The organism is Pseudomonas sp. RIT288, assembly GCF_000631985.1.
In the GTDB taxonomy this organism is placed as follows: Bacteria; Pseudomonadota; Gammaproteobacteria; order Pseudomonadales; family Pseudomonadaceae; genus Aquipseudomonas.
Genome location: NZ_JFYN01000041.1, coordinates 53116 through 79315, shown reverse-complemented (window position 1 = coordinate 79315; position 26200 = coordinate 53116). Strand labels below are relative to the sequence as shown.

The following is a 26200-nucleotide window of genomic DNA, read 5'->3' as shown; positions in this document are numbered from 1 at the left end:
GACAAATGTTTTTTCTTTTGCCCCTCTGGCTTATCCCCCGCGTAAGCCGTTACTGTGCGCCCAAAGAATAATTCCGACACGGGGGAGCGTATGAAGGTTTTCTGGGGGCTGGGGCGTTTGCTGACCCTGCTGTTCTGGTGCGTGGTGGTGGTTAATCTGCTGATGCCGTTTGTGCATCCGCTGCATTTGCTGGTCAATCTGGCCGGCGCCTTGTTGCTGGCGCTGCATGTGCTGGAGTTGCTGTTCTCTCGCCTCAAGGGGCGTACCAACCCGTGGCGCGATCGTCTGCGCATCCTGCTGTTCGGCGTTTTTCACCTGCAAACCATCCCGGCCCCGGCCGCTCCGGAGGCTTCTTCCCATGCGTAAACTTTGCCTGCTCGCTGCATTCATCAGTCCTCTGGCCTGCGCTCAGGTGGTCAGCGTCGAAACCAACTCCCTGATGCGTTTGCCCAACACCACCAGCACCCTGCAGCTGGAACGGCTGGACGTGGCGGACTACGGCACCTTGCTGATTCCTGCCAATGTGACCGAGCTGACCGTCGGCGAATTGCACCTGGGCCACGAAGCGCGCATCGCGATCGTCCCGAGTGAACAGGCGCTGGACATGAAAGTCATTCGTGCCGAACTGTCCGAAGGCAGCCTGATCACCGCACGCGGCGCGCCGGGAACCTATGAAAAAGCCGCCCGTGCCGGGCGCAATCTGAATTTGCAGTTCAAGGCGCTGAACGCGCCAAAGCTGTTTGTGGATGCTCGCGGCGGTACCGGCGCACCGGGTTTCGTCGGCCTGGATGGTGGCAACGGTGAAGATCCGGGCTGCACCTGGGGCGCAGCTGGTCATGGTTTTGATGGCAGTAATGGCAGCGACGGCCAGCCGGGTGCACCGGGGGCGTTGGTGCGCCTGGAAGTGCCGCGCGAGTTTCCGGCCGAGCTGATCAAGGTCAACGTCGCTGGTGGCGCCGGTGGCCCGGCGGGTATCGGCGGCAAGGCAGGCAAGGGCGGCCAGTCCAAGGGCTGCCTGGTGTATCGCGCCGATGGCGGCAAGAACGGCAAGGCCGGCGCGGATGGACAGCCTGGGCCTGCGGGCGCGGCGGGGGCAGTGACCGTACAGCGCCTCTGACGAACAGCGCTATTCACAATTGTGGCGAGGGAGCTTGCTCCCGCTGGGTCGCGTAGCGGCCCCACCCCCGATACTGCGTTTCGTCAGATTGAGCGCGTCAGCTGATTTGGGGCTGCTGCGCAGCCCAGCGGGAGCAAGCTCCCTCGCCACAAAAATGCTTGTGGTCAGCGGGTCAGAACATCGGCCGAGCCGACGCAATCGCCACCAGCACCAACCCGACAATCAAATTGATCCCCACCACCCGGCGAATCCGGCCCAGCACCGCCGTACCCGCCGACCAGTCCTTCGCCTCAACGGCCTTGCGCAACTCCGGCAGCATCAAACCCTGAATCCGGATAAACAGCGCCGTCATCACCACGTACAGCCCGATCATCACCTGCACGTATTTTGGCGCGGTCTCGAAACCGACCTGCTGCAAGTGCAACATGCCGACGCCGCTGATCGGCAGCAGGATCACCGCGACCCAGACCCAGCGGAAAAAACCTTGAAACACTTCCACCCACAAGGTCAGGCGGGCGGGGCCGTCGAGAGCCTTCACCGCCGCCGGGCGCAGGACCATCCAGGCGAAAAACATGCCACCGACCCAGACCAGGGCGGACAGGACATGCAGCGGATAAACGAGGCTAAAAGGTGTCATTGGGGTACTCCGTTCTGCGCGGGATCGATTCGCGGGGTATGATAGCCGCCGAACCGAACCACTGAAAATTTATCCAGCGTTTTTGCGCCCGACACTCAATGATCAGCACTGAACTCAAAACCACGATCCAGGGCGCCTATTCGCGTTTTCTTGAAGCCAAGAGCCTCAAGCCGCGTTACGGCCAGCGCCTGATGATCGCCGAAATCGCCAAAGTCCTCGGGGATATCGACACCGACGACGAAGGCCGGCGCAGTGGCGACCCCGCGATTGTCGCGGTGGAAGCCGGCACCGGTACCGGCAAGACCGTGGCCTACAGCCTCGCGGCAATCCCCACGGCGAAGCTGGCCGGCAAGCGGCTGGTGATCGCCACCGCGACCGTGGCCCTGCAAGAGCAGATCGTCTACAAGGACTTGCCCGACCTGATGCGCAACAGCGGGCTGAACTTCAGTTTTGCGCTGGCCAAGGGCCGTGGCCGTTACATGTGCCTGTCCAAACTTGACATGCTGCTGCAGGAAGGCCACGCGCAAACCGCCACCGCGCAGCTGTTCGAAGAAGAAGGCTTCAAGATCGAGGTCGACGAGGCCAGTCAGAAGCTGTTCACCAGCATGATCGAGAAACTCGCCGGCAATAAATGGGACGGCGACCGCGACAGTTGGCCCAACGCGCTGGAAGACGCCGACTGGGCGCGCCTGACCACCGATCACAGCCAGTGCACCAACCGTCATTGCCCGAACTTCGGCCAGTGCGCCTTCTACAAGGCGCGCGAAGGCATGGGCAAGGTCGACGTGATCGTCACCAACCACGACATGGTGCTGGCTGATCTCGCGCTCGGCGGCGGCGCGGTGCTGCCCGATCCGCGCGACACCATTTATGTGTTCGACGAAGGCCATCACCTGCCGGACAAGGCCATCGGCCACTTCGCCCACTACACGCGCCTGCGTTCCACCGCCGACTGGCTGGAAACCACCGCCAAGAACCTCACCAAACTGTTGGCCCAGCATCCGTTGCCGGGCGATCTCGGCAAGCTGATCGAGCAAGTGCCCGAGCTGGCGCGCGAGATCAAGACCCAGCAGCAGTTCATGTTCACCGCGTGCGAGCAGATTGCCGATTTCAAACCCGGCGAAGACGTCGAAGGTCGCGAGCGGCCACGCCATCGTTTCGTCGGTGGGGTGATTCCCGAACACATGCGCGAAATGGGCATCGAGCTGAAAAAGGGTTACTCGCGGCTCAACGATCTGTTCACCCGCCTGACCGACCTGCTCAAGGAAGGCATGGACGGCGAGGTCAACATCGGCATCGCCAGCAACCAGGCCGAAGAGTGGTATCCGCTGTTCGGCAGCCTGTTGTCGCGGGCGTCGGGCAACTGGGAGTTGTGGACCGCATTCACCGCCGAAGACCCGGAAGACAGCCCGCCGATGGCCCGCTGGCTGACGCTGGCCGAAAGCGGTTCGCTGTTCGACATCGAGGTCAACGCCAGCCCGATTCTCGCGGCGGAAACCCTGCGTCGCAGCCTGTGGAACGTGGCCTACGGCTGCCTTGTAACGTCGGCAACTCTGACCGCTCTGGGCACCTTCGACCGTTTCCGCATGCGCGCCGGCCTGCCGAAAAAAGCCGTCACCGCCGTGGTGCCGAGCCCGTTCCATCACGCCGATGCCGGTGTGCTGCGGGTGCCTGACCTGAAGGCCGACCCACGCGACGCCGCTGCTCACACCGCGGCGATCATCCGCGAGTTGCCGGATCTGGTCGAAGGCTCACGGGGCACGCTGGTGCTGTTCTCTTCGCGCAAACAGATGCAGGACGTGTTCGACGGCCTCGACCGCGACTGGCGCAAGCAGGTGTTCATTCAAGGCAACCTGTCGAAACAGGAAACCCTGAACAAACACAAGGCGCGGGTCGATGGTGGCGATTCCAGCGTGCTGTTCGGCCTCGCCAGTTTCGCCGAAGGCGTGGATTTGCCAGGTGCCTATTGCGAGCACGTGGTGATCGCCAAGATCCCGTTCTCGGTGCCGGACGATCCGGTCGAGGCCGCGCTGTCAGAGTGGATCGAGGCCCGTGGCGGCAATCCGTTCATGGAAATCTCGGTGCCCGACGCCTCGCTGAAACTGGTTCAGGCCTGCGGGCGTCTGCTGCGTACCGAAGAAGACCGCGGCACCATCACCTTGCTCGATCGGCGCCTGGTCACCCAGCGCTACGGCAAGGCGATCCTCAATGCGTTACCTCCATTCCGTCGTGAAATATCCTGAGACAACGGTGGGCAGTTTTGCCCGCCGCGCTGTCTATCTCTCTGCCATGCTTTTCCATTGGCCTTAGTTGGTCGTTAGGGAGAACTCCGTTCTTATGATTCGCCGCTCGTTGCCTGCCGTATTCGCCTTGATTTTCGCTGCCCCGTTACTGGCGGCGCCTGCGGGTCAGCAGACCCTGTTCAACTTCGTCCGTCCTGCCGACGTGGTGAAAGTCGTCACCGAAAACACTGACCTGCCACAAGCCAACGCCGAGCAAACCCCGGAAGGTGAAGTGCTGCGCCGGGTGACGTTCAATCCGGTAGCCCGTCCGACCCTGCGCCTGACCCCGCAAACCGGCGCCTGGGACTGGTCGCAGTCGGGCATGATGAGCCTGCGTCTGCAAAGCGCAATGAACTGGGCCGTGACGGTCTACGTGCAAATCCAGAGCAACAACGGGCAGACGCTGACCAGCCGCGTCGACTTGCCGGCAGGCCCGGCGCAAACCCTCTTGGTGCCGTTGGTGGCGACTTCGCCGCTGAGCCAGGGCATGAAGGCCGGACCGCCGATGCCGATGACCGTCGATGGCCAGCGAATTCTGCTGGCCAGCAGCAGCGGTGAACTGGATCGCAGCCAGGTGGTGTCGGTCAGCTTGTGGATGGATCAGCCGAAAGCAGCGCAGAGCCTGCTGCTCGAACGTTTCGGCGTGCAGGACGGCGATGCCGTGATCCAGGCCGTCTACGGCAATCTGGTGGATGCCTACGGTCAATCGACCCGCAGCAAATGGCCGGAAAAAGTCAGCAACGACGAACAGCTGAAATCCGCCGCCGCCAAGGAAGAGCAACAGCTGAAAACCTGGCTGGCCGAGCGCGAAAAGTCTTCGCTGGACAAGTTCGGTGGCTGGAACAATGGCCCCGCGTTCAAGGCCAGCGGCTTTTTCCGCACCGAAAAACGCGACGGTCGCTGGTATCTGGTGACCCCTGAAGGACATCCGTTCTATTCGCTGGGGGTCAACACCGTCAGCCCGCAGGTCAACCAGACCTACGTCGCCGGACGTGAGTGGATGTTCGAATCCCTGCCCAAGCCTGACGAGCCACTTGCCAGTCATTTCGGCGAAGGCGACAACCGTGGAGGCAACGGCGCCGATCAGGGCCGAGGCTATGGTAACGGGCGCTGGTACGATTTTTACGGTGCCAACCTGCAACGCCTGTACGGCGAGCCATGCAAACCGGACAGTTACACCAAGGCCGGGATTGCTGAAGCGGCCAAGGCGGGTGCCGTTGAAGAAACCGCAGTGAAAGCTGCCGAGCCTGCGCCAAAGCCAAACGAGGCGAAGGCCGGTGTCGCCGCAGCGGCGAAAACAGACGCCGTAGCGACGACTGCTGAAAAGGCTGCCGATCAACCCGTCGCTGCGCCGTGCAAAGCCACGGTCGACGAGCAGAAGTGGGCTACGCACACCCTCGATCGCCTGCAGGCCTGGGGTTTCAACACCGTCGGCAACTGGAGTGCCGACTCGCTCGCCGACGCCGAGCGGGTGCCGTACACCTTGCCGCTGTCGATCGTCGGCGACTACACCAGCATCAGCACCGGCAGCGACTGGTGGGGCGGCATGCCCGACCCGTTCGACCCACGTTTCGCCATGGCCACCGAGCGCGCCGTGGCCATTGCCGCCCGCGATCATCGTGATGATCCGTGGCTGATTGGCTACTACGCCGATAACGAGCTGGCGTGGGCCGGTCCGGGCGACGACCCGCAGTCGCGCTATGCGCTGGCCTATGGCACGTTGAAAATGACCACCGACGTCCCGGCCAAACGCGCATTCCTCAAGCAGTTGCGCGACAAGTACCGCAACCAGGCGGGCCTGTCCAAAGCGTGGGGCATTGATCTGCCAGCGTGGGAATTGATGGAAGACCCGGGTTTCGTGCCGCCGATGCCGAATCCGGAGCACCCGGAAATCGAAAACGACTTCAAATACTTCCAGAAGGTGTTCGCCGACACCTACTTCAAAACCATCTCCGATTCGCTGAAATGGCATGCGCCGAATCAGTTGCTGCTCGGTGGCCGGTTCGCCACCAGCACTCCGGAAGCGGTGGCGTCCTGCGCGCAGTATTGCGACGTGCTGAGTTTCAACATGTACACGTTGAAACCGCAGGACGGCTATGACTTTGCCGCCTTGCGCGCCCTCGACAAACCGGTGCTGATCACCGAATTCAACTTCGGCTCCAGTGATCGTGGGCCGTTCTGGGGTGGCGTGACCCAACTGCCGCGGGAAGAAGATCGCGGCCCGGCGTATGCCAATTTCCTCAAACAGGCGCTGAGCGAACCGGCGATTGTCGGCGTGCACTGGTTCCAGTATCTGGACCAACCGGTGACCGGGCGTCTGCTTGATGGCGAGAACGGGCACTTCGGTCTGGTGGGGATTACCGATCTGCCGTATCAGGGCTTTGTCGAGGCGGTGCGCAAGAGCAACCTGCAGGCAGTTGATCAGTTGGGCAAAGAGGCTGAGAAGGCCGCGGCCGCCGCCGGTCATGAAGCGGAGGGCGGGCGCAAGGGTGAAGCCGGCAAAGGTCCGGGGGCCGGGCATGCGGGTGGGCATTCGGGCAATGGTCACTAAGACTTGATGCCTTGAAAGATCGCAGCCTTCGGCAGCTCCTACAGGGAATGCTTGATTCTGTAGGAGCTGCCGAAGGCTGCGATCTTTTGATTTTAGTTGGAAATGACCACCCGGCCCGCAGCTGTTCCCAAATCCCTCAAGGGCTGGAACAATGCGGGCCACTTTGTAGAGCGTTTTCGCGGGGGAGTTGCGGGTGCAGATTCAGGGACATTACGAGCTTCAATTCGAAGCGGTGCGCGAGGCTTTCGCGGCACTGTTCGACGATCCCCAGGAGCGCGGCGCAGCCCTGTGCATCAAGGTCGGCGGCGAAACCGTCCTTGATCTTTGGTCCGGTACCGCCGACAAGGACGGCACCGAGGCCTGGCACAGCGACACCATCGCCAACCTGTTTTCCTGCACCAAGACCTTCACCGCAGTCACCGCGCTGCAATTGGTCGCCGAAGGCAAACTGCAACTGGATGCACCGGTTGCCCGTTACTGGCCGGAATTCGCTGCCGCCGGCAAAGAAATCGTCACCCTGCGCCAATTGCTCTGCCATCAGGCCGGTCTGCCGGCCCTGCGGGAGTTGCTGGCGCCCGCGGCCCTCTACGAATGGCAAACCATGGTCGACGCCCTTGCGGCCGAAGCGCCTTGGTGGACGCCCGGCACCGGCCACGGCTATGCCGCCATCACCTATGGCTGGCTGGTCGGGGAGTTGCTGCGTCGCGCTGACGGTCGCGGGCCGGGCGAGTCGATCGTCGCCCGTGTCGCCAGGCCGCTGGGGCTGGATTTCCATGTCGGTCTGGCTGACGAAGAGTTCCACCGCGTGGCGCACATCGCTCGCGGCAAGGGCAACGTCGGCGATGCCGCGGCCCAGCGCCTGTTGCAAGTGACCATGCGCGAACCGACCGCCATGACGACTCGCGCCTTCACCAATCCGCCGTCTGTGCTCACCAGCACCAACAAACCGGAATGGCGACGCATGCAGCAGCCTGCCGCCAACGGTCATGGCAACGCGCGCAGCCTGGCCGGTTTCTACGCCGGTTTGCTTGACGGCAGTCTGCTCGAAAGCGAAATGCTTGAAGAGCTGACCCGCGAACACAGCTACGGCGAGGACAAGACCTTGCTGACCCGTACCCGTTTCGGCCTGGGCTGCATGCTCGATCAGCCGGACATGGCGAACGCGACCTACGGTCTCGGCCCGCGGGCGTTTGGTCATCCGGGGGCGGGTGGTTCGGTGGGTTTTGCTGATCCGGAGCACGATGTCGCATTCGGTTTTGTGACAAATACCCTTGGGCCGTACGTCTTGATGGATCCGCGCGCACAGCAACTGGCGCGGGTACTTGCCACTTGTCTGTAAAGCTTTACATGAGGTTCCAGGGTTGGAACCAGATCCGGTTTTTCGATTCAAAGCGTCAGTTTATCCGGGCAAAAGAGCTCTGATTTTTTATTACTTCACTTTGTGGATTTTCAATGTCATCCAAAAAAACTCTCGCCCTGGCCCTGTGTGTTGCGATTACCGGTTGTGCACAGACTCCTAAAAACGATGCGGACGGCGGCAGTTGGTGGCCGTTCGGATCCTCCGACAAAGTGGCGGCCAAAGAGCCGGCACCGGCTCCGGCCCCGCTCAAGCCTGCCGCTACTGCTCCAGTGGCCAAGACTGAAAGCGGCAGCCACTGGTACTGGCCGTTCGGCGGATCCGATGATTCGACCGCCAAGGGCGATGTGAAAGCCGAAGTAAAACCAGAAGCCAAACCGGCGGTAGTGGCCAAGGCTGATGCCGATACCGGCACAAAGTGGTGGTGGCCGTTCGGCGGCAAGGATCAGTCCACTGCCAAAGTGGTGCCGATGCCTGACCCGAAAGTCACCCAGGCCTGGCTGGATGACTACGAGCCTCGCCTGCGTGCGGCGATCAAGGACAGCAATCTGCAACTCGAGCGTCGTGACAACGTGTTGGTGGTGATCGCGCCGGTTGAAGGCTCGTTCAACCCGAAGCGTCCAGCCATGCTGCTGCCGGTGACCCTCAGCCCGTTCACCAACGTCGCGAAAATCCTTGAAGCTGACCCGAAAACCGCAGTCCTGGTGCTCGGTCACAGCGACAACACCGGTGCAGCGCCGGCCAACGTCAAGCTCAGCCAGGAACGCGCCCAGTCCGTGGCGGCGATCTTCCGCTTGAGCGGCTTGCAGCGCGATCGCCTGATGCTGCGTGGCATGGGCGGCGATGCCCCGCGTGCCGCCAACGACAGCGCCGAAGGCCGTGCCCTGAACCGTCGCGTCGAACTGCTGGTGACCCCGCAGAACACCATGGTTGCACTGCTGAGCAAGTACAACATGCCGGCGCCGGCACCGACCACGATGATCGCGGCACAGGACGTCAAGCCTGCAGCCAAACCGGTAACCCCGGCGCCGGCTGCTTCGAAGGCCGCCGTACCTGCGAGCAAAAAGGCTCCAGCGAAGAAAGCCGCCGCCAAGGCGCCGGCGAAAAAAGCGGCGACCAAGGCACCGGCAAAAACGCCTGCCAAGAAAACCGCTCCGGCCAAAGCCGCGGCGACTGACAAGAAAGTTGCCGCAAGCGATACTTCCAAGCAGTGATCCGCTAACGAAAAGGAATGCGCCATGACCCAGGCTCTGGCAGATATGCGTCGTGATTACACCCGGGACGGACTGACCGAGGCGCAAGCTCCTGCGGAGCCGTTTGCGCTGTTCCACCAATGGTTTGCCGACGCGGTGAAAACCGAACAGGCGCCAGTGGAAGCCAACGCCATGACCCTGGCCACGGTGGATTCGGACGGGCGGCCGCATTGCCGCATTCTGCTGCTCAAGGGCCTGGACACGCAGGGCTTCACTTTTTTCACCAACTACGACAGCGCCAAGGGCCAGCATCTGGCGGCGAATCCTTTCGCGGCCATGACGTTTTTCTGGCCCACCCTGGAACGCCAGGTGCGCATCGAAGGGCGCGTGGTGAAGGTCACGCCGCAAGAGTCCGACGCGTATTATCAGGTGCGTCCGCTGGGCAGTCGGCTTGGGGCCTGGGCCTCACCGCAGAGTCGAGTGATCAACGGGCGCGACGAGCTGGAAGACCTGCTCAAGGCCACTGAGCAGCGCTTCAGTGATACCCAGCCCGACTGCCCGGAGCATTGGGGCGGTTATCGCTTGCTGCCCGAGCGCATCGAGTTCTGGCAGGGCCGTCCAAGTCGCCTGCACGATCGCCTGAACTATCGTCAGCAAGGTGCCAACTGGATTCTTGAACGTCTGGCGCCCTGAGCAGTCTACCGAGCGGGGTAGCCTGCCGCAGCGGCCTCAAGCCACTTCGGCAGGTCTCGGCGCTTGATTTTTTGCGCGCGGGCATCGGCCAGCCGTTCCAGCATGAAGGCACGTTTGTCTTCATCTTTACCCGCCAGCGACAGTGCCAGATCACGTTCCATCCAGCGTTTGATCCGCACGTACAGCCACCCGTGGAAGTACAGGCCGGCGATGGTGGTGACGAAAATGATCAGGTAGTCCATGAAAAATCCTTGGGTCGGCAGGGCAGATTGGGCGATTTGGCGCTACTGTTGGGTGGGACTGCAGGTGCCTGTACCGGGCCTGAATAAAATCAAGTTTATCCGGGCTGCGTCGTGACAGGCGTCAAGCAGCGGGGTTTAATGAACACCTGTTCTTTTGGAGTTGATGCTATGCGTAAGTCTGTTCTGCTGGTTGCTTCCTTTTCCACGATGGCGATGTTGCTGACCGGCTGCCAGTCGAGCCTGACCGGTGACTCCTACTCCCGTGACGAAGCGCGTCGTGTGCAGACGATTCGCATGGGCACCATCGAATCCCTGCGTCCGGTGAAAATCGAAGGCACCAAGACCCCGATCGGCGGCGCTGCAGGCGCAGTGGTTGGCGGTGTCGGCGGCAGCGCCATCGGTGGTGGCAAAGGCAGCATCGTTGCGGCGGTCATCGGCGCCGTGGCCGGCGGCCTGATCGGTTCGGCCACCGAAGAAGGCCTGACCCGCACCCAAGGCGTGGAAATCACTGTGCGCGAAGACGACGGCAGCATGCGCGCCTACGTGCAACAGGTTCAGGAAAACGAAGTGTTCCGTGTCGGTGAGCGCGTGCGCATCTCCACCGTCGGTGGCACCAGTCGCGTTTCGCACTAAGCGCAAACGAGCGGTAAAGAAAAACCCCGATCAGGTGACTGGTCGGGGTTTTTTGTTTGTTTCAATTCGCCCGCTCAGTGCTGGGCACAGGTGCCCATGAAATACTCCAGACCCTTCGGGAAGCTGACGTTCAGAAGGACTTCCAATGCGCTTACTTGATCCGGGCTCAATAACAACTCCCCAGGCTCCAGTTCGTTAAGCGGCCTGGATTCAATCAGCTGTGCAACCTTTTCATTCATTTCGCTACCGTTGATATCCATTTCAAACTGTAGCGAGCTGTCTTGAATTTCGTCAGGGTAAAACCCGGTTATTGAAAGGTAACGCATGTTTTAGTCCCTTAATTTCTAGAGGTTCTTCTATCCGGCTCAGCAGGCCCGGTTTGTTCACCAGTAATATGATTGAACTCACCCAAATGAGTGGTTCCCAATTTGGCGTATTTTTCTACAGCATTGCTTTTGTAATCCCATTAATAGATCCGACCTTTGCGGTCTACCCAGCGTGCTCGCCGCTTTCCTCCACCCTGAACCGATGACTTGGACTTCACTCTGACTGCATCAGGAAACGCAGGTAGCGTCTTTGGGTGGTCGTAGTAGGCATGGTCGCGAGCTCGACTGAGCACAACGTAAACCGGCCGAACCCCCGAATCCGCCGGAAACACAAGAATGAAATCCCGATACTCCGGCGGATAAACCGGATTCACCAGAATCCCGTCCGCCGCTTTTGTCGGTGGATACACCCAGATGTGCGGTGCCTGCGGTGCAGCCTCCAGTGCCGGAATACCGAGAACGTCCGAGCCATCCGCCGCCGGCGTCCAGAGCAGTTCGACCCCTTCACCCAGGTCGGCGACGAACCGGATTTATCCCCGGCTTTGTTCGCTGGTTTTCAGACAGGGCTGGATTTGTGGCGAGGGAGCTTGCTCCCGCTGGGCTGCGCAGCAGACCCGGGATGTTGGGATCGCCTCGCGCTCCAGCGGGAGCAAGCTCCCTCGCCACAAAAAATCCCAATCACAGGTGTTCTATGCAGGTAGATCCGTTCTCCGGCGACTCGCCGCCGCCGTCACCGCATACCCGATCAACGCCGCCAGAATCGAGCCGGTCAGAATGCCCATCCGGTCCATCCCGGCGTAGTCACTCACGCCCGGCTCAAAGGCCAGCGAACCGACAAACAGGCTCATGGTGAAACCGATGCCGCAGAGGATCGCCACACCCAATACCTGACCCCAGTTGGCACCGTGGGGCAGGGCGGCGATGCCGATTTTCACTGCCAGCCAGGTCAGGCCGAACACGCCGACGGTCTTGCCCAGCAGCAGGCCGATGGCGATGCCCATCGGTACGTGATGAGTGAAGCTTTCGACGCTCACCCCGCTCAGCGACAGCCCGGCGTTGGCGAAGGCAAACAGCGGCAGAATGCCGTAGGCCACCCATGGATGCAGCGCGTGCTCGAGGGTCATCAGCGGCGAGGGCTCGGCATTTCTGGTGCGCAGCGGGATGCAGAACGCCAGCGTGACACCGGCCAGCGTCGCGTGAACCCCGCTCTTGAGCACGCACACCCACAGGATCAGACCGATGATCATGTACGGCCCGAGCCTGACTACGCCAAGCCGGTTCATCGCCACCAGCGCCGCAATGCACGCCGCCGCCAGGCCCAGCGACAGGCTCGAGAGTTCGCCGGAATAGAAGATCGCAATGATCACGATGGCACCCAAGTCATCGATGATCGCCAGGGTCATCAGAAACAGTTTCAGCGACACTGGCACGCGCTTGCCGAGCAAGGCCAGCACACCGAGGGCGAAGGCAATGTCGGTGGCGGTGGGAATCGCCCAGCCGTCGAGGGCTGGCGGGTTGTCGCGGTTAAGAAACCAATAAATCAATGCCGGCACGACCATGCCGCCGACCGCCGCCGCGCCGGGCAGAACAATCTGCGACGGTTTCGACAGCTGACCGTCGAGCACCTCGCGCTTGACCTCCAGACCGATCAGCAGGAAGAACAGCGCCATCAGCCCGTCGTTGATCCACAACAGCAGCGGCTTGGCGATTTTCAGCGCACCGATCTGCGTCACCACCGGAGTGTCGAGCAGGCTGGTGTACAGCCATGACAGCGGTGAGTTGTTGATGATCAGGGCGAGGATGGCGGCGGCAATCAACAGCAGCCCGCTGGCCGCTTCCAGCTGAAAGAAACGAGTGAAGGTTCTACGCAGCGGCAAGGTGGCTCTCCATGATTGCAAAAGGTCGGACACGTACTTGCACAGAGCCTAGCAGTTGGCGGATATATTGGGCCTCAGCTGTATCTGTGAGCCTTGTAGGTTTTTTCCTATGCTGGGTGGCTGAGCCTGTAGCGAGGCAACTTCTGCCCGAACCAACGAGAGCATGACCATGAGCGACAACCGACAGTGGGCCCGCGAAGCCATCCGCATCATCGAAGCGGACTTTCAGCGCAGCGCCGACACCCATCTGATCCCCTTGCCGCTGCCGGGGTTTGCAGGTATCGAGTTGTATTTCAAGGACGAGTCGAGCCATCCCACCGGCAGCCTCAAGCATCGCCTGGCGCGGTCGCTGTTCCTGTATGCGTTGTGTAACGGCTGGCTCAAGCCCGACGCGCCGGTGATCGAGGCGTCCAGCGGTTCGACGGCGATTTCCGAGGCGTATTTCGCGCGCATGCTTGGCCTGCCGTTCATTGCGGTGATGCCGGCGACCACCTCGAAAGAGAAGATCGCGCAGATCGCCTTCTATGGTGGTCAGAGCCATCTGGTCAAGGATCCGACGCAGATTTACGCCGAGTCCGAGCGCTTGGCTCGCGAGCATGGCGGCCACTTCATCGACCAGTTCACCTACGCCGAGCGGGCCACCGACTGGCGGGCGAACAACAACATCGCCGAGTCGATCTTCCAGCAGATGCGTTTCGAGAAACACCCGGAGCCGAGCTGGCTGATTTCCAGCCCCGGCACCGGCGGCACCACCGCGACCCTGGGGCGTTACGTGCGTTATCGCCAGCATTGCACCCGGGTTTTGTGCGCCGACGCCGAGCGCTCGGTGTTCTTCGATTACTACCAGAGCGGCGACGCGAGTCTGCGACTGGACTGCGGTTCGCGGATCGAAGGCATTGGCCGGCCACGGGTCGAGGCGTCGTTCCTGCCGAAGGTGATCGATGCGATGGTCAAGGTGCCCGACGCCTTGTCGCTGGCGGCCATGCATTATCTGGCGCAGCGTCTGGGACGGCATGTCGGCGGGTCGAGCGGCACCAACCTGATCGGCGCGCTGATGGCGGCGCAGCAGATGAAAGCGGCGGGGGAGTCGGGGTCGATCGTGGCGATTCTGTGCGATGGCGGCGAGCGTTATGCCGATACCTATTACGATCAGGCCTGGCTGAAGGCGCAGGGCTATGAGCTGGAAGGGTTGATTGCAGCGGTGGCGGCGAGTGCCGAGCGCGGTGAAGCGCTGCCGACTTCAGTGTTGCGCGCCAATATCTAAAAGCAAAAAGATCGCAGCCTGCGGCAGCTCCTACAGGGGAGTACATTCCTGTAGGAGCTGCCGCAGGCTGCGATCTTTTGATCTTGAAAATTAAGCCTCAATCCCCAGAATGTCGCGGGCCACAGCTTCCGCGATACGAATCCCGTCCACACCCGCCGACAGAATCCCGCCCGCGTAACCTGCGCCTTCGCCGGCCGGGAACAGACCTTTCACATTCATGCTCTGCAGCGATTCGTTACGCGTGATGCGCAGCGGCGACGAGGTACGGGTTTCGATGCCGGTCAGTACGGCATCGTGCAGCGAGTAACCGCGAATCTGCTTCTCGAACGCCGGCAACGCTTCACGAATCGCTTCGATGGCAAAGTCCGGCAGTGCCAGGGCCAGGTCGCCCAGGGCCACACCCGGTTTGTACGACGGCTCGACTTCACCCAGCTCGGTGGATGGGGTGCCATTGATGAAGTCGCCGACCAGTTGCGCCGGGGCCTTGTAATCGCTGCCGCCAAGGATGAACGCGTGGGACTCCAGACGCTCCTGCAACTCGATACCGGCCAGCGGGCCGCCCGGGTAATCGACTTCCGGGGTGATGCCGACGACGATCCCGGAGTTGGCGTTGCGCTCGTTACGCGAGTACTGGCTCATGCCGTTGGTGACCACGCGGTTCGGCTCGGAAGTCGCCGCCACCACGGTGCCGCCCGGGCACATGCAGAAGCTGTAGACCGAACGGCCGTTCTTGGCGTGGTGCACCAGTTTGTAGTCGGCAGCCCCAAGTTTTGGGTGGCCTGCGTATTTGCCCAGCCGCGCGCGGTCGATCAGCGATTGCGGGTGTTCGATGCGGAAGCCCACCGAGAACGGCTTGGCCTCCATGAACACGCCACGGCTGTGAAGCATGCGGAAGGTATCGCGGGCACTGTGGCCGAGGGCCAGAACCACGTGTTTCGAATGCAGGGTTTCGCCGCTCGCCAACTCGACGCCGACCAGTTGGCCGTCTTCGATCAGCACATCGGTGACGCGTTCCTGGAAGCGTACTTCGCCACCCAGGGCGCGGATCTCCTCACGCATGGTCTCGACCATGCCGGTCAGACGGAACGTACCGATGTGCGGCTTGCTGACGTAGAGGATTTCTTCCGGCGCGCCGGCCTTGACGAATTCGTGCAGGACTTTGCGGCCAAGGAACTTCGGATCCTTGATCTGGCTGTACAGCTTGCCGTCGGAGAACGTGCCCGCGCCGCCTTCGCCGAACTGCACGTTGGACTCGGGGTTGAGCACGCTTTTACGCCACAGGCCCCAGGTGTCCTTGGTGCGCTGACGGACTTCGGTGCCACGTTCAAGGATGATCGGCTTGAAGCCCATCTGCGCCAGCAACAGGCCGGCGAAGATCCCGCACGGGCCGAAACCGACCACGATCGGGCGCTGGCTCAGGTCGTTTGGCGCCTGGCCGACGAATTTGTAGCTGACATCCGGCGCCACGTTGACGTTACGGTCGTCGGCGAACTTGCCCAGCACCTTGGCCTCGTCGCGCACGTTGAGGTCGATGGTGTAGATGAAGCACAGTTCGGAGGACTTTTTGCGCGCGTCGTAGCTGCGCTTGAACAAGGTGAAATCGAGCAAGTCATCGCTGGCGATGCCCAGGCGCTGCACGATGGCGGCACGCAGGTCTTCTTCGGGATGGTCGATTGGCAGCTTGAGTTCGGTGATTCGTAACATGGCGAGGATCCGGATTCGCGGGGCGCACAACTGCGCCAGGGCGTTTGAAGGCCGCGATTATAAGCCGCAAAGGCCGGATCCGGTGAGGCTAAAACGCTCAGTCGTTACGCGATCCGCCGAAATACCCGCAACCACGCTCGACCTTGCCGTCGATGCGCAGTTCGGCGCTCATGTGCTGCACGCTGCCGGTGCTGCTGTCGACGCAGCGTTGCGGCGCGACCCACAACTCGATGCGCTGGTTGTTGGCTTCGCTGCTGAGGTTGAAGCGGCCGTCGCCCAGTTGCTCTTCGACATAAGGCACCGCCAGCGCGGGCTGGCCTTCACGATCGATGACCATGCCCTTGCCGCTGACTTTGACGTTCCACTCGGGACCGTGGCCCGCGGCACGCAGGATCAACAGTTTGAAGTTCGGGTCATCGCACGCGGTGCCGGAACGCTCGACCCGATACAACTGGCCGAGGTCGAGGCGGTCGCCGGCGATCTTCCCGCGCACATCGGCAAACAGCTTGCCCTGCTGATCGGCGAGGCTCGCGGCCTCTTGCAGCACGCTGGTGCCGCCGATGTCGTTGACCACGTACTGACGTTGTTCGCCACAGGGCTGGAACACCAGTTTGCCGTCGGCCGCCGTCAACTGCCCCTGCATCCGGGTTTGTCCGATGTGGGACGCGCTTTCCCGCGGGCCATCGAGCAATTGGCAGGCGGCGAACAGTGGCAGCAGGGCAACAACGATCAACGAACGGGCAACACGCATCTTCGGCTCTCCAGACAAGTGCCGCCACGTTACGCAGGCTGACCGTCGATCACAAGACTTGAGTGGGCGGCTTGGGCTCGCTATTGAGTTGCCCGTTGCCCGCCAGCATAGTGACGTACCTGTGCGGGCATGGATTGATGGTGCATGAAGCAAAACCCTTCGGTATTCCCTGAGCGGCTGTACGCGCTGGACGCCCTGCGCGGCATCGCGGCATTGGCTGTCGTGTTCTGGCATTGGCAGCACTTCTTTTTTCAAGGCGCAGTGCCCGGACCGTTGCAACGTGAAGACCAGCCGTTGTACAGCCTGTTTTCATTGTTCTACCGACATGGCGGTGATGCCGTTTCGCTCTTCTTCAGTCTTTCCGGATTCATTTTTTTCTGGTTGTTCGCCCGAGCGCTGGCGCAACGCGAAATCAGCGGCAAACAGTTTTTCAGCGAACGTTTCAGTCGGATCTATCCCTTGCACCTGGCGACTTTTTTGGCGGTAGCCATGCTGCAGAAAATCTACAGCGCGCACACCGGCAACGCGTTTGTCTACCCGTTCAACGATGCCTGGCACGCGCTCCTCAATGTGTTTCTGGCTCCGGCCTGGGGGCTGGAGCAGGGCTGGTCATTTAACGGCCCGGCCTGGTCGATATCGGTGGAGGTGTTGCTTTATGCAGGGTTTTTCCTGCTGTGGCGTTACTCGCCGGCGCCGCTGCTGATCAGTGCGTTGCTGATTGCCGTAAGCCTGTGGCTGTTTCCGACGCAGTACAAAATCAGCCTCGGGGTGTTTGGTTTTTTCTGTGGTGGATTGGCTTATATCGCCGTGGACTGGTTGTTGCGGCGTTTTGATTTGCGTTGGGTCGCCGCCGGGCTGGTGCTGACCTGTGTGGCGGGCTGGTGGTGGATCGGCAGCGATGAGGCGCAATCACAACGCATCAGGTTTGCCGTGCTGTTACCGTTGACCATCGTTGCCGTTGCGGCTTGTCACCCATGGTTGCAGCCGCTGGCGCGCCGTTTGTCCTGGCTTGGGGACATCAGCTATGCCTCCTACCTGCTGCACTTTCCGCTGCAGATTGTCGCGGCCCTGCTGGCTGATAAATTCCTGCCCGGACGCGCCGTTTTTTATCAGCCGTGGAGCCTGCTGCTGTTCTTTGCCGTGCTGATCGGCAGCAGCCTGCTATGTCACTACTGGTTCGAACGGCCGTTGCAGCGCTGGTTGCGCGAACGTGCGGGCGGGCGCACCGCAGGAGCCGAAGTGGCCCGTTGATGCACCCCTGCCTGCGCGGTCTTCAGTTGACGTGAAAGGTCTGACCGGTTTGCAGGCCTTCGACACTTTTGGCGTAGGCCAATGCCACATCGGCTGCAGGAACCGGCTTGTAGCCACGGAAGTACGGGGCGTAGCTGCCCATGGCTTCCAGCAGCACGGTCGGGCTGATCGAATTCACCCGTAGACCGCGCGGTAATTCGATGGCGGCGGCTTTGACGAAGCTGTCCAGCGCGCCGTTGACCAAGGCCGCCGAGGCGCCGGTACGGATCGGGTCATGACTGAGCACGCCCGTGGTGAAGGTGAACGAGGCACCGTCGTTGGCGTATTCGCGACCGATCAGCAGCAGGTTGACCTGGCCCATCAGCTTGTCTTTGAGGCCCAGAGCGAAGCTGTCAGCGTTCATCTCGCCGAGCGGAGCAAAGGTCACGTTGCCGGCGGCACAGATCAGCGCATCGAACTTGCCGGTCTGTTCAAACAGCTTGCGAATCGATGCGCTGTCGCTGATGTCCACCTGGAAGTCGCCGCTGCTGCGACCGATGCGAATCACTTCGTGACGCTGGCTCAGCTCTTTATCCACGGCCGAACCGATGGTGCCGGCGGCACCGATCAACAGAATCTTCATGGGACTGTTCCTCAATGGGTTGAACGAGGTTTCAGTCTAGAGTGGTTTTTTCTGCGGATAAGCGCACTAATAGGCAACCTTTGGTTTTCAAATGGAAACAATCCATGAGCGAAATGGATGATCTGGCGGCGTTCGCGGTGTTGATCGAGGCCGGCAGTTTTACCCTGGCGGCGCAGCAACTGGGTTGCAGCAAGGGCCAGTTGTCCAAGCGCATCAGTCAACTGGAGGCGCAGTTTTCCGTGGTGCTGCTGCAACGCACCACCCGCCGTCTGAGCCTGACTGCCGCCGGCGCCGCGCTGTTGCCCCAGGCGCAGGCGCTGGTCGTCCAGGTGGAGCGCGCGCGGCAGGCATTGGCGCGTTTGAAAGACGACATGGCCGGCCCTGTGCGGATGACGGTTCCAGTCTCGCTGGGGGAAACGTTTTTCGATGGCTTGCTGCTGGAGTTCTCGCAGCAATACCCCGAGGTGCAGATCGAGCTGGAGCTGAACAACCACTATCGCGACCTGTCTCGGGATGGCTTCGATCTGGCGATTCGCTCCGAGGTGGCCAATGACGAGCGGCTGGTGGCCAAACCGCTGCTGGCGTGGCAGGAAATGACCTGCGCCAGCCCGGCCTATCTAGAGCAGTTCGGCGAACCGCTGACCCCGCAGGAGCTGGCCGAACACCGTTGCCTGCTCAACAGCCACTACAGTGGCCGCGAGGAATGGCTGTATCACCAACAGCACGAATTGCTGCGGGTGCGGGTGTCGGGGCCGTTCGCCAGCAACCATTACAATCTGCTGAAGAAAGCCGCACTGGCGAGCGCCGGCATCGCCCGTTTGCCGTCGTACCTGCTGCAACGCGAATTGGCTGACGGTCGATTGCGCTGGCTGCTGCGGGACTTTCAGACGCGCCGGATGCCGATGTATCTGGTGCACCCCTACCAGGGCGGGTTGCCCAAGCGCACGCAGGTGCTGGCGGATTATTTGATCGGGTGGTTCAAGCGCAGCGGCGAGGCGCTGGATCGGCTATCGCGTTGACCAAGATGCCCGTGATACCCGTGATACCCGTGATGTCCCTGTAGGAGCTGCCGAAGGCTGCGATCTTTTGATCTTCAAAATCAAAAGATCGCAGCCTTCGGCAGCTCCTACAGGGACATCGGGGACATCGGGGACATCAGGGATATCACGGACATCAGCGTTTGTAGTACCTGGCGATCAGGTGGTCGATCGACAATTTCCCCGGTCCGGTCGCCATCAGGTACAGCAACACCGCCGCCCAGGTGCCATGGGTCGGGTAGGCATCGGGGTAGACGAACACCTCGATGACCAGCGTCATGCCCAGCAGCGCCAGCGCCGAAAACCTCGTGGCGAAGCCGATCAATATCAGCACCGGAAAGAAGTGTTCGGCAAACGCCGCCAGGTGCGCGGCGATTTCCGGTGACAGCAGCGGCACGTGATATTCGCTCTGGAACAAAGGAATCGTCGAGTCCGCCAAGCGTGGCCAGCCGAGTTGAAAGGTGCCGTCGATCAAATCGATGGCCAGCCCCTCGACCTTGGTCTGCCCGGACTTCCAGAACACCGCGGCAATCGAGAACCGCGCGATGAAGGCGATCAGGCTGTGGGGGATTTTTTCCATTAGTCCGATGGCGCGAGTGATGAGATTGTTCATGGCGATACCTGGTAGTTCAAGTCGGTGATGGCGTGGTGGCCGATCAGCAGGGCGAGGGTCTGCGGCAGATCGAAGGGCGGACTGTCTTGCGCCGCTTGCAGCAGCGGTCGGTGATGGAGCAGATGGCGGATGAACACGCTGGCGCCGTGATCGAGGGCAAAGACCTCGACCTCCAGACCGTTGCGCAGCACCAGTGCCTGTTGCCGTTGATGGACGTCGATGCCCGCCAGTGTGGCGTCCTGCTGATGCGCGGCCCAGATCGAAACCACCGCGTAGGCCGAGTCGAGCAGGTGCAGCGAGGGATGCAGGGCGATGTTCAGTTCGGCGAGTGTTTGCGGATCGGCCAGTGCAGCGCTGATCTGTTGCGCACTGACCGGCGCGGCATCGGCGGCGTGATAAGCGCGGGTGCGCAAGCGTTCGAGCCGTGCGACATCGGCCAGATACGGCACCTCGGCCGCTGGTTCGAATAGGTCAATGAAGTCCGCCAGACTGTCGCCATAACGGCTCATCAGCGGACTGCGCGGTGGCTGCTGCTGGATGAAAGTGCTCGCCATGCCACGGAAGAATTCCTCACCGACCAACTGCTGCACCACCGGATAACTGTCGGCCAGCGCGTTGATCAACGAGCCTTGCACGTTATTGCGATACACCAAGAATCGGCTGGCAGGATCAGCACCGTTGGCGCTGCACAGGCCAGCGGGGCAGGGCAGGCGAGTGTCGAGCAGGGCGGCGCTGAAGTCGGCTTGAGTGCTCATGGCCGACTCCCTGCGTGCCGCAACAACGCTTCGGCCTGCTGCGCCTCGGCCAGCAGCACATTGAACGCCGGGACCTGATTGTCCCGTTCGATCAAGGTTGCCACCGGGCCGACTCGTTCGAGCGCTTGTCGGTACAACGCCCAGACTGCGTCATCAATCGGCGCGCCATGATCATCGATCAGCAAGCGGTCGCCGAGGCTGTCGGCATCCTCGGCGAACCCGGCCAGATGAATCTCGCCGACCGCGTGCAACGGCAGCGCGTCGAGGTAGGTCAGTGGATCGCGTTGATGATTGATGCACGACACGTAGACGTTGTTGACGTCGAGCAGCAGACCGCAGCCGCTGCGGCGGATCACCTCGGCGATGAACTCCGGCTCATCGATGGTCGAACGCTGAAACGCCAGATAAGTGGAGGGATTCTCCAGCAGCATTGGGCGCTTGAGGCTGTTCTGCACCTGATCGATATGCGCGCAGACGCGGTTCAGGGTCGGCGTGTCATACGCCAGCGGCAGCAGGTCATTGAGGAACACCGGGCCGTGGCTCGACCAGGCCAGGTGTTCGGAAAAGGACTGCGGTTGATAACGCTCGATCAGTGTTTGCAGGCGTTGCAGGTGCTGCACGTCCAATGGCCCTTCGGCCCCGATCGACAGCCCGACGCCGTGCAGCGACAGCGGATACTGCTCGCGGATCAACCCGAGAAAATGATGAAACGGACCGCCGTCGACCATGTAGTTTTCGGCGTGGACTTCGAAGAAACCGATGTCCGGTCGGGTGCCGAGCACTTCACGAAAGTGCCCGGTCTTGAGCCCCAGCCCCGCGCGGGACGGGAGCCCGCAGAGGGCTGCCCGAGTGCGCGGTGGGACAGGTTCGCTGGTTGAGAACATGAGCGTCACTCGGGCAGGCAATGGATCAGGACTTGGCTTTGAAGGCTTCCATCTGACCGAAACCGGTCGGCGAGGTCTTGCTCTCGGTGGTCGCGCAGGTGCCTTTTGGCACGAACTTCCACGCGTTGGCCTGGTAGTCCATCTTCGCTGTGCCGGCACACGTGGTGCCTGCGCCCGCGGCGCAATCGTTGTGACCCTTCATGGCCACGCCGAAGCATTTTTCCATGTTGCTGTTGTCGGCGGCATTGGCGCTGGAAACAGCGGTCATGCTCAGGGCGGAACCAAGAGCCAGAACCAGTGCAGCGGCGGACAGGGTACGAGTGGTAGCAGTCATGATGTTTCTCCAGATTTGAGCTTGGGTTTTACAAGCGAAGTGCGCTTGCTTGTCCCACTAGAGAACGCTCATGGCGATGCGTTACAGCGCAGCCGGAAATTTTCAGAAAAAAATGCAAGACCCTGTAGGAGCTGCCGCAGGCTGCGATCTTTTGATCTTGCTTCTAAAAGGCGAAGTCAAAAGATCGCAGCCTGCGGCAGCTCCTACAAGGGATATTCGTAAAGTACAAAAAAACGGCCCGAAGGCCGTTTTTTATTGGGCAAAAGGACTCAACCGCCGAGGTACGCCTCGCGCACTTTCGGGTCGGTCAGCAGCGCTTCACCGGTGCCTTGCATCACCACGCGGCCGTTCTCCAGAACGTACGCACGGTCAGCGATTTTCAGCGCCTGGTTGGCGTTCTGCTCGACCAGGAACACCGTCACACCGTCCTTGCGCAGCTGTTCGATGATGTCGAAGATCTGCTGGATGATGATCGGTGCCAGGCCCAGCGACGGCTCGTCGAGCAGCAGCAGTTTAGGCTTGCTCATCAACGCCCGGCCGATGGCGAGCATCTGCTGTTCGCCGCCGGACATGGTGCCGCCGCGCTGGTTGAAGCGTTCTTTCAGGCGCGGGAACAGGTCGAGAACCTTGTCCATTTGCTCCTGATAGTCGCCCTTGTCGGTGAAGAAACCGCCCATGGACAGGTTTTCTTCAACGGTCAGCCGGGCAAACACCCGACGGCCTTCCGGCACCACCGCGATGCTCTTGCGCATGATCTGCGACGAGTCCTGGCCGACCAGTTCCTCACCCATGTAGCGGATGCTGCCGCTGTGCGCCTGCGGCGAACCGCAAAGCGTCATCAGTAGCGTGGACTTGCCGGCACCGTTGGCGCCGATCAGGGTCACGATCTCGCCCTGACGGACTTCGACGTTGACGCTGTGCAGGGCCTGGATCTTGCCGTAGAAGGTGGAAACGTTTTCGAACTGCAGCATTTACGCTTCCCCCAGGTAGGCTTTGATCACTTCAGGATTGTCGCGGATCTGTTCCGGCGTGCCGTCAGCCAGAGGCGTGCCCTGGTTGATCACGACGATGTGGTCGGAAATGCTCATGACCAGTTTCATGTCGTGTTCGATCAGCAGCACGGTGACGTTGTGCTCTTCACGCAGCACGCTGATCAGCGCCTTGAGGTCTTCGGTTTCCTTCGGATTCAGACCGGCGGCCGGTTCGTCGAGCATGAGGATCCGCGGGCGGGTCATCATGCAGCGGGCGATTTCCAGACGCCGTTGCTGACCGTAGGCCAGGGTGCCGGCGGTACGGTTGGCGAACTCTTTCAGGTTGACCTTTTCCAGCCAGTATTCGGCATATTCCATGGCCTCGCGTTCGCTCTTGCGAAACGCCGGGGTCTTGAACAGGCCGGCCAGGAAGTTGGTGTTCAGGTGACGGTGCTGGGCGATCAACAGGTTCTCGACCGCCGTCATGTCCTTGAACAGCCGCACGTTCTGGAAGGTGCGTACCACGCCCTTGAGGGCGATCTTGTGCCCCGGCAGACCCTGGATCGGCTCGCCGTCCAGCAGGATGCTGCCGCCCGATGGCTGGTAGAAACCGGTCAGGCAGTTGAACACGGTGGTCTTGCCCGCGCCGTTCGGCCCGATCAGTGCCACCACTTGTTTTTCCTTGACGGTCAGGGCCACGCCATTGACCGCCAGCAAGCCGCCGAAGCGCATGCTCAGGTTTTCGACTTTAAGAATCTCGCGGCTCATTTTCGCAACTCCATGTGTGGGCGTTGCATCGGCAGCAGACCTTGTGGACGCCAGATCATCATCAACACCATCAGCGCACCGAACATCAACATCCGGTATTCGCTGAACTCACGCATCATTTCCGGCAACAGGATCATCACCACGGCCGCGAGAATCACGCCCAGTTGCGAGCCCATGCCACCCAGCACGACGATGGCTAGGATGATCGCCGACTCGATGAAGGTGAACGATTCCGGCGTCACCAGACCCTGACGGGCGGCGAAGAAGCTACCGGCGAAACCGGCGAAGCTCGCCCCCAGGGTGAACGCCGACAGCTTGATGATCGTCGGATTCAGGCCCAGCGCACGGCAGGCGATTTCGTCTTCACGCAACGCTTCCCACGCACGACCGATCGGCATGCGCAGCAGGCGATTGATGATGAACAGCGCTGCCAGCGCCAGCAACAGGGCAACCAGGTAGAGGAAGATCACCTTGTTGATCGAGTTGTATTCGAGGCCGAAATATTCGTGGAAGGTTTGCATGCCTTCCGCCGCTTTGCGTTCGAAGGTCAGGCCGAAGAACGTCGGTTTCTCGATGTTGCTGATGCCGTTCGGGCCGCCGGTGATGTCGGTCAGGTTACGCAGGAACAGACGAATGATCTCACCGAAACCGAGGGTCACGATTGCCAGGTAGTCACCGCGCAGACGCAACACCGGGAAGCCCAGCAGGAAGCCGAACGTCGCCGCCATCAGGCCGGCAATCGGCAGGCAGATCCAGAAGCTCAGGCCGTAGTAGTGCGACAGCAACGCGTAGCTGTAGGCGCCGACGGCGTAGAAGCCGACGTAACCCAGGTCGAGCAGACCGGCCAGACCGACGACGATGTTCAGACCGAGGCCGAGCATCACGTAGATCAGGATCAGCGTGGCAATGTCCACCGCGCCACGGGAGCCGAAGAACGGCCACACCAGTGCACCGAGGATCAGCGCAATGATGATGTAGCGTTGCGTGGTCGGCAGGGTCAGGAAGTTGCTGGCCTTGGCAGGGATCAACGGCAGGCCCGGCGAGGATTTCCACGCCTTGCTGATCTGCTGGTTGAACAGCACGCGCAGGAACATCAGCACCGAGCACACGGCGATGGTCGCCAGAATGGCCGGGCTGGTGCCGTGCACTTCGAGGTTGATGCCGACGATGGTCAGTTTCAGACCGAGTACCGGGTAGGCCACGGCCCACACCAGCAAGGCACTGAACAGTGCCTGTTTAAGATTCCTAGTCATACTTTCTCAACCTCCGGACGGCCCAGAATGCCGGTCGGACGGAACAACAGCACCAGAACCAACAAGCCGAAAGCCACGACGTCCTTGTACTGGTCGCCGAAGATATCGGCACCAAAGGCCTCAGCCACCCCAAGCACCAACCCGCCGAGCATGGCGCCGGGGATGCTGCCGATCCCGCCCAGTACCGCGGCGGTGAAGGCCTTGAGACCGACGAGGAAACCGGCGTTCGGGTTGATCACGCCGTACTGCATGCTCAGCAGCACAGCCGCAACGGCTGCCAGCGCAGCACCGATGACGAAGGTCAGGGCGATGATGTTGTTGGTGTTGATGCCCAGCAGGTTGGCCATCTTGATGTCTTCGGCGCAGGCGCGGCAGGCGCGACCCAGGCGAGAGCGGGAGATGAACAGCGTGAGGCCGAGCATGGCGATCAGGGTCACCACGAACACCACGATTTGCATGTAGGAAATCAGCACTTCATGTGCACCACCTGGCCCGATGGAGAAGTTGCCGGGGATCAGGTTGGGGATGGATTTGTCCTTGGAGTCTTGCGCGAGCAGAACCGTGTTCTGCAGGAAGATCGACATACCGATCGCGGAAATCAGCGGGATCAGACGGTTGCTGCCGCGCAGGGGGCGGTAGGCGATCCGTTCGATGCTGTAACCGTAGGAGCTGGTGACGACGATGCTCGCGATGAACGCGGCGGTCATCAACAGCGGGACGTTGTCGATTCCCATCATGGCCAGCCCGGCGATGGCGATGAACGCCACGTAGGAACCGATCATGTACACCTCGCCGTGGGCGAAGTTGATCATTCCAATGATGCCGTAGACCATCGTATAGCCGATGGCGATCAGGGCATACGTGCTGCCAATGGTCAGGCCATTAACCAGCTGTTGGAAGAAGTGATAGATGTCAGGCATTACAACGCTCCTAAAAACCTGATACGCATTTCACTGGTGGAGTCATTTTCCCGCCCGGCCCCGTGGATCTTTATCCACTTCGAATCCGGGTTTTGCCAGCGAACCGCTGATGACGGTTTTGAGATTTTCAGGTGGGGAGACTGGCGGATCACGCCAGTGCGGCCC

Annotated in this window: 26 protein-coding genes and 1 pseudogene; 11 read left to right on the top strand and 16 right to left on the bottom strand. The window is 61.3% G+C overall.

Annotated elements, in window-relative coordinates; all coding sequences use genetic code 11:
- Positions 1 to 90 precede the first annotated feature (90 nt).
- Entirely contained in the window at positions 91 to 366 is a 276-nt protein-coding gene (locus tag BW33_RS21950) for a DUF1145 domain-containing protein (protein WP_047601175.1), read from the top strand.
- The gene (locus BW33_RS21945) at positions 359 to 1117 is read left to right on the top strand and encodes a collagen-like triple helix repeat-containing protein (RefSeq protein ID WP_047601173.1); all 759 of its coding nucleotides are present in this window, start codon (positions 359 to 361) and stop codon (positions 1115 to 1117) included. Before BW33_RS21950 ends, BW33_RS21945 begins: the two co-directional genes overlap by 8 nt.
- 172 nt (positions 1118 to 1289) lie before the next feature.
- On the opposite strand, the gene BW33_RS21940 is transcribed toward BW33_RS21945, so the two are convergent.
- Positions 1290 to 1754 carry a CopD family protein gene (locus BW33_RS21940; protein ID WP_047601167.1) on the bottom strand — a complete coding sequence of 155 codons (465 nt, stop codon included), beginning with the start codon at positions 1752 to 1754 and terminating at the stop codon, positions 1290 to 1292.
- A 98-nt stretch (positions 1755 to 1852) separates the two neighbouring features.
- Between BW33_RS21940 and dinG the strand changes: the two genes are divergently transcribed.
- The 5 genes from dinG to pdxH all read left to right on the top strand — a co-directional run bounded on the left by dinG (position 1853) and on the right by pdxH (position 9830).
- Positions 1853 to 3997: an ATP-dependent DNA helicase DinG gene (dinG, locus tag BW33_RS21935; RefSeq protein WP_003222341.1), complete on the top strand. Its 2145-nt coding sequence runs from the start codon at positions 1853 to 1855 to the stop codon at positions 3995 to 3997.
- Positions 3998 to 4091: 94 nt separating this feature from the next.
- A complete protein-coding gene (locus tag BW33_RS21930) occupies positions 4092 to 6587 on the top strand; it encodes a beta-galactosidase (RefSeq protein WP_047601166.1) in 2496 nt (831 codons plus the stop codon).
- A gap of 193 nt (positions 6588 to 6780) precedes the next feature.
- The gene (locus tag BW33_RS21925; RefSeq protein ID WP_047601165.1) at positions 6781 to 7926 is read left to right on the top strand and encodes a serine hydrolase domain-containing protein; all 1146 of its coding nucleotides are present in this window, start codon (positions 6781 to 6783) and stop codon (positions 7924 to 7926) included.
- 113 nt (positions 7927 to 8039) lie between these two features.
- Complete coding sequence (locus BW33_RS21920) at positions 8040 to 9158, top strand: OmpA family protein (RefSeq protein WP_047601164.1); 1119 nt, start codon at positions 8040 to 8042, stop codon at positions 9156 to 9158.
- 24 nt (positions 9159 to 9182) lie between these two features.
- On the top strand, positions 9183 to 9830 hold the full coding sequence (gene pdxH / locus BW33_RS21915; RefSeq protein ID WP_047601163.1) for a pyridoxamine 5'-phosphate oxidase: 648 nt from the start codon (positions 9183 to 9185) through the stop codon (positions 9828 to 9830).
- 5 nt (positions 9831 to 9835) lie between these two features.
- Here the strand turns inward: pdxH and BW33_RS21910 are convergent, their stop codons facing one another.
- Positions 9836 to 10072: a hypothetical protein gene (locus BW33_RS21910; protein ID WP_047601162.1), complete on the bottom strand. Its 237-nt coding sequence runs from the start codon at positions 10070 to 10072 to the stop codon at positions 9836 to 9838.
- Positions 10073 to 10240: 168 nt separating this feature from the next.
- Here BW33_RS21910 and BW33_RS21905 point away from each other — a divergent pair, with 168 nt between their 5' ends.
- Positions 10241 to 10705 (top strand): glycine zipper 2TM domain-containing protein, encoded by a 465-nt coding sequence (locus BW33_RS21905; RefSeq protein WP_007969461.1) that lies wholly within the window; start codon positions 10241 to 10243, stop codon positions 10703 to 10705.
- 74 nt (positions 10706 to 10779) lie between these two features.
- On the opposite strand, the gene BW33_RS21900 is transcribed toward BW33_RS21905, so the two are convergent.
- From BW33_RS21900 to nhaA, 3 genes and pseudogenes are all read right to left on the bottom strand, one after another.
- Positions 10780 to 11031, bottom strand: a complete 252-nt coding sequence (locus BW33_RS21900; RefSeq protein ID WP_047601160.1) for a pyocin S6 family toxin immunity protein — start codon at positions 11029 to 11031, stop codon at positions 10780 to 10782.
- 11 nt (positions 11032 to 11042) lie between these two features.
- Positions 11043 to 11558, bottom strand: a pseudogene (locus BW33_RS28670) (colicin E3/pyocin S6 family cytotoxin); the annotation flags it as partial.
- Between the two features lie 162 nt (positions 11559 to 11720).
- A complete protein-coding gene (nhaA, locus tag BW33_RS21895; protein ID WP_047601158.1) occupies positions 11721 to 12908 on the bottom strand; it encodes a Na+/H+ antiporter NhaA in 1188 nt (395 codons plus the stop codon).
- 169 nt (positions 12909 to 13077) lie between these two features.
- Between nhaA and BW33_RS21890 the strand changes: the two genes are divergently transcribed.
- Positions 13078 to 14172: a PLP-dependent cysteine synthase family protein gene (locus BW33_RS21890; RefSeq protein WP_047601157.1), complete on the top strand. Its 1095-nt coding sequence runs from the start codon at positions 13078 to 13080 to the stop codon at positions 14170 to 14172.
- Between the two features lie 90 nt (positions 14173 to 14262).
- On the opposite strand, the gene BW33_RS21885 is transcribed toward BW33_RS21890, so the two are convergent.
- Complete coding sequence (locus tag BW33_RS21885; RefSeq protein ID WP_047601156.1) at positions 14263 to 15876, bottom strand: NAD(P)/FAD-dependent oxidoreductase; 1614 nt, start codon at positions 15874 to 15876, stop codon at positions 14263 to 14265.
- 97 nt (positions 15877 to 15973) lie between these two features.
- Positions 15974 to 16627 carry a COG3650 family protein gene (locus BW33_RS21880; RefSeq protein ID WP_047601154.1) on the bottom strand — a complete coding sequence of 218 codons (654 nt, stop codon included), beginning with the start codon at positions 16625 to 16627 and terminating at the stop codon, positions 15974 to 15976.
- A 144-nt stretch (positions 16628 to 16771) separates the two neighbouring features.
- Between BW33_RS21880 and BW33_RS21875 the strand changes: the two genes are divergently transcribed.
- The gene (locus BW33_RS21875; RefSeq protein ID WP_047601152.1) at positions 16772 to 17878 is read left to right on the top strand and encodes an acyltransferase family protein; all 1107 of its coding nucleotides are present in this window, start codon (positions 16772 to 16774) and stop codon (positions 17876 to 17878) included.
- A gap of 22 nt (positions 17879 to 17900) precedes the next feature.
- Here BW33_RS21875 and BW33_RS21870 read toward each other — a convergent pair whose 3' ends face one another.
- Complete coding sequence (locus tag BW33_RS21870; protein ID WP_047601151.1) at positions 17901 to 18500, bottom strand: short chain dehydrogenase; 600 nt, start codon at positions 18498 to 18500, stop codon at positions 17901 to 17903.
- 104 nt (positions 18501 to 18604) lie between these two features.
- Here BW33_RS21870 and BW33_RS21865 point away from each other — a divergent pair, with 104 nt between their 5' ends.
- A complete protein-coding gene (locus BW33_RS21865) occupies positions 18605 to 19519 on the top strand; it encodes a LysR family transcriptional regulator (RefSeq protein ID WP_047601150.1) in 915 nt (304 codons plus the stop codon).
- A gap of 154 nt (positions 19520 to 19673) precedes the next feature.
- Here the strand turns inward: BW33_RS21865 and BW33_RS21860 are convergent, their stop codons facing one another.
- The 8 genes from BW33_RS21860 to livH form a co-directional block, all read right to left on the bottom strand.
- On the bottom strand, positions 19674 to 20150 hold the full coding sequence (locus tag BW33_RS21860; RefSeq protein WP_047601149.1) for a DoxX family protein: 477 nt from the start codon (positions 20148 to 20150) through the stop codon (positions 19674 to 19676).
- Positions 20147 to 20905: an HvfC/BufC N-terminal domain-containing protein gene (locus BW33_RS21855; protein WP_047601148.1), complete on the bottom strand. Its 759-nt coding sequence runs from the start codon at positions 20903 to 20905 to the stop codon at positions 20147 to 20149. Before BW33_RS21855 ends, BW33_RS21860 begins: the two co-directional genes overlap by 4 nt.
- Positions 20902 to 21789, bottom strand: coding sequence for an MNIO family bufferin maturase (gene bufB, locus BW33_RS21850; RefSeq protein WP_047601147.1), 888 nt, complete (start codon positions 21787 to 21789; stop codon positions 20902 to 20904). The genes BW33_RS21855 and bufB overlap by 4 nt, the downstream gene beginning before the upstream one ends.
- Positions 21790 to 21814: 25 nt before the next feature.
- The gene (locus tag BW33_RS21845) at positions 21815 to 22123 is read right to left on the bottom strand and encodes a BufA1 family periplasmic bufferin-type metallophore (protein ID WP_047601146.1); all 309 of its coding nucleotides are present in this window, start codon (positions 22121 to 22123) and stop codon (positions 21815 to 21817) included.
- A gap of 269 nt (positions 22124 to 22392) precedes the next feature.
- On the bottom strand, positions 22393 to 23094 hold the full coding sequence (locus tag BW33_RS21840; protein WP_047601145.1) for an ABC transporter ATP-binding protein: 702 nt from the start codon (positions 23092 to 23094) through the stop codon (positions 22393 to 22395).
- Positions 23095 to 23862 carry a high-affinity branched-chain amino acid ABC transporter ATP-binding protein LivG gene (livG, locus tag BW33_RS21835; RefSeq protein ID WP_025110759.1) on the bottom strand — a complete coding sequence of 256 codons (768 nt, stop codon included), beginning with the start codon at positions 23860 to 23862 and terminating at the stop codon, positions 23095 to 23097.
- Positions 23859 to 25115, bottom strand: a complete 1257-nt coding sequence (locus BW33_RS21830; protein ID WP_007969481.1) for a high-affinity branched-chain amino acid ABC transporter permease LivM — start codon at positions 25113 to 25115, stop codon at positions 23859 to 23861. Before BW33_RS21830 ends, livG begins: the two co-directional genes overlap by 4 nt.
- Positions 25112 to 26035 carry a high-affinity branched-chain amino acid ABC transporter permease LivH gene (gene livH, locus BW33_RS21825; protein WP_047601144.1) on the bottom strand — a complete coding sequence of 308 codons (924 nt, stop codon included), beginning with the start codon at positions 26033 to 26035 and terminating at the stop codon, positions 25112 to 25114. Before livH ends, BW33_RS21830 begins: the two co-directional genes overlap by 4 nt.
- Positions 26036 to 26200: the final 165 nt, after the last annotated feature.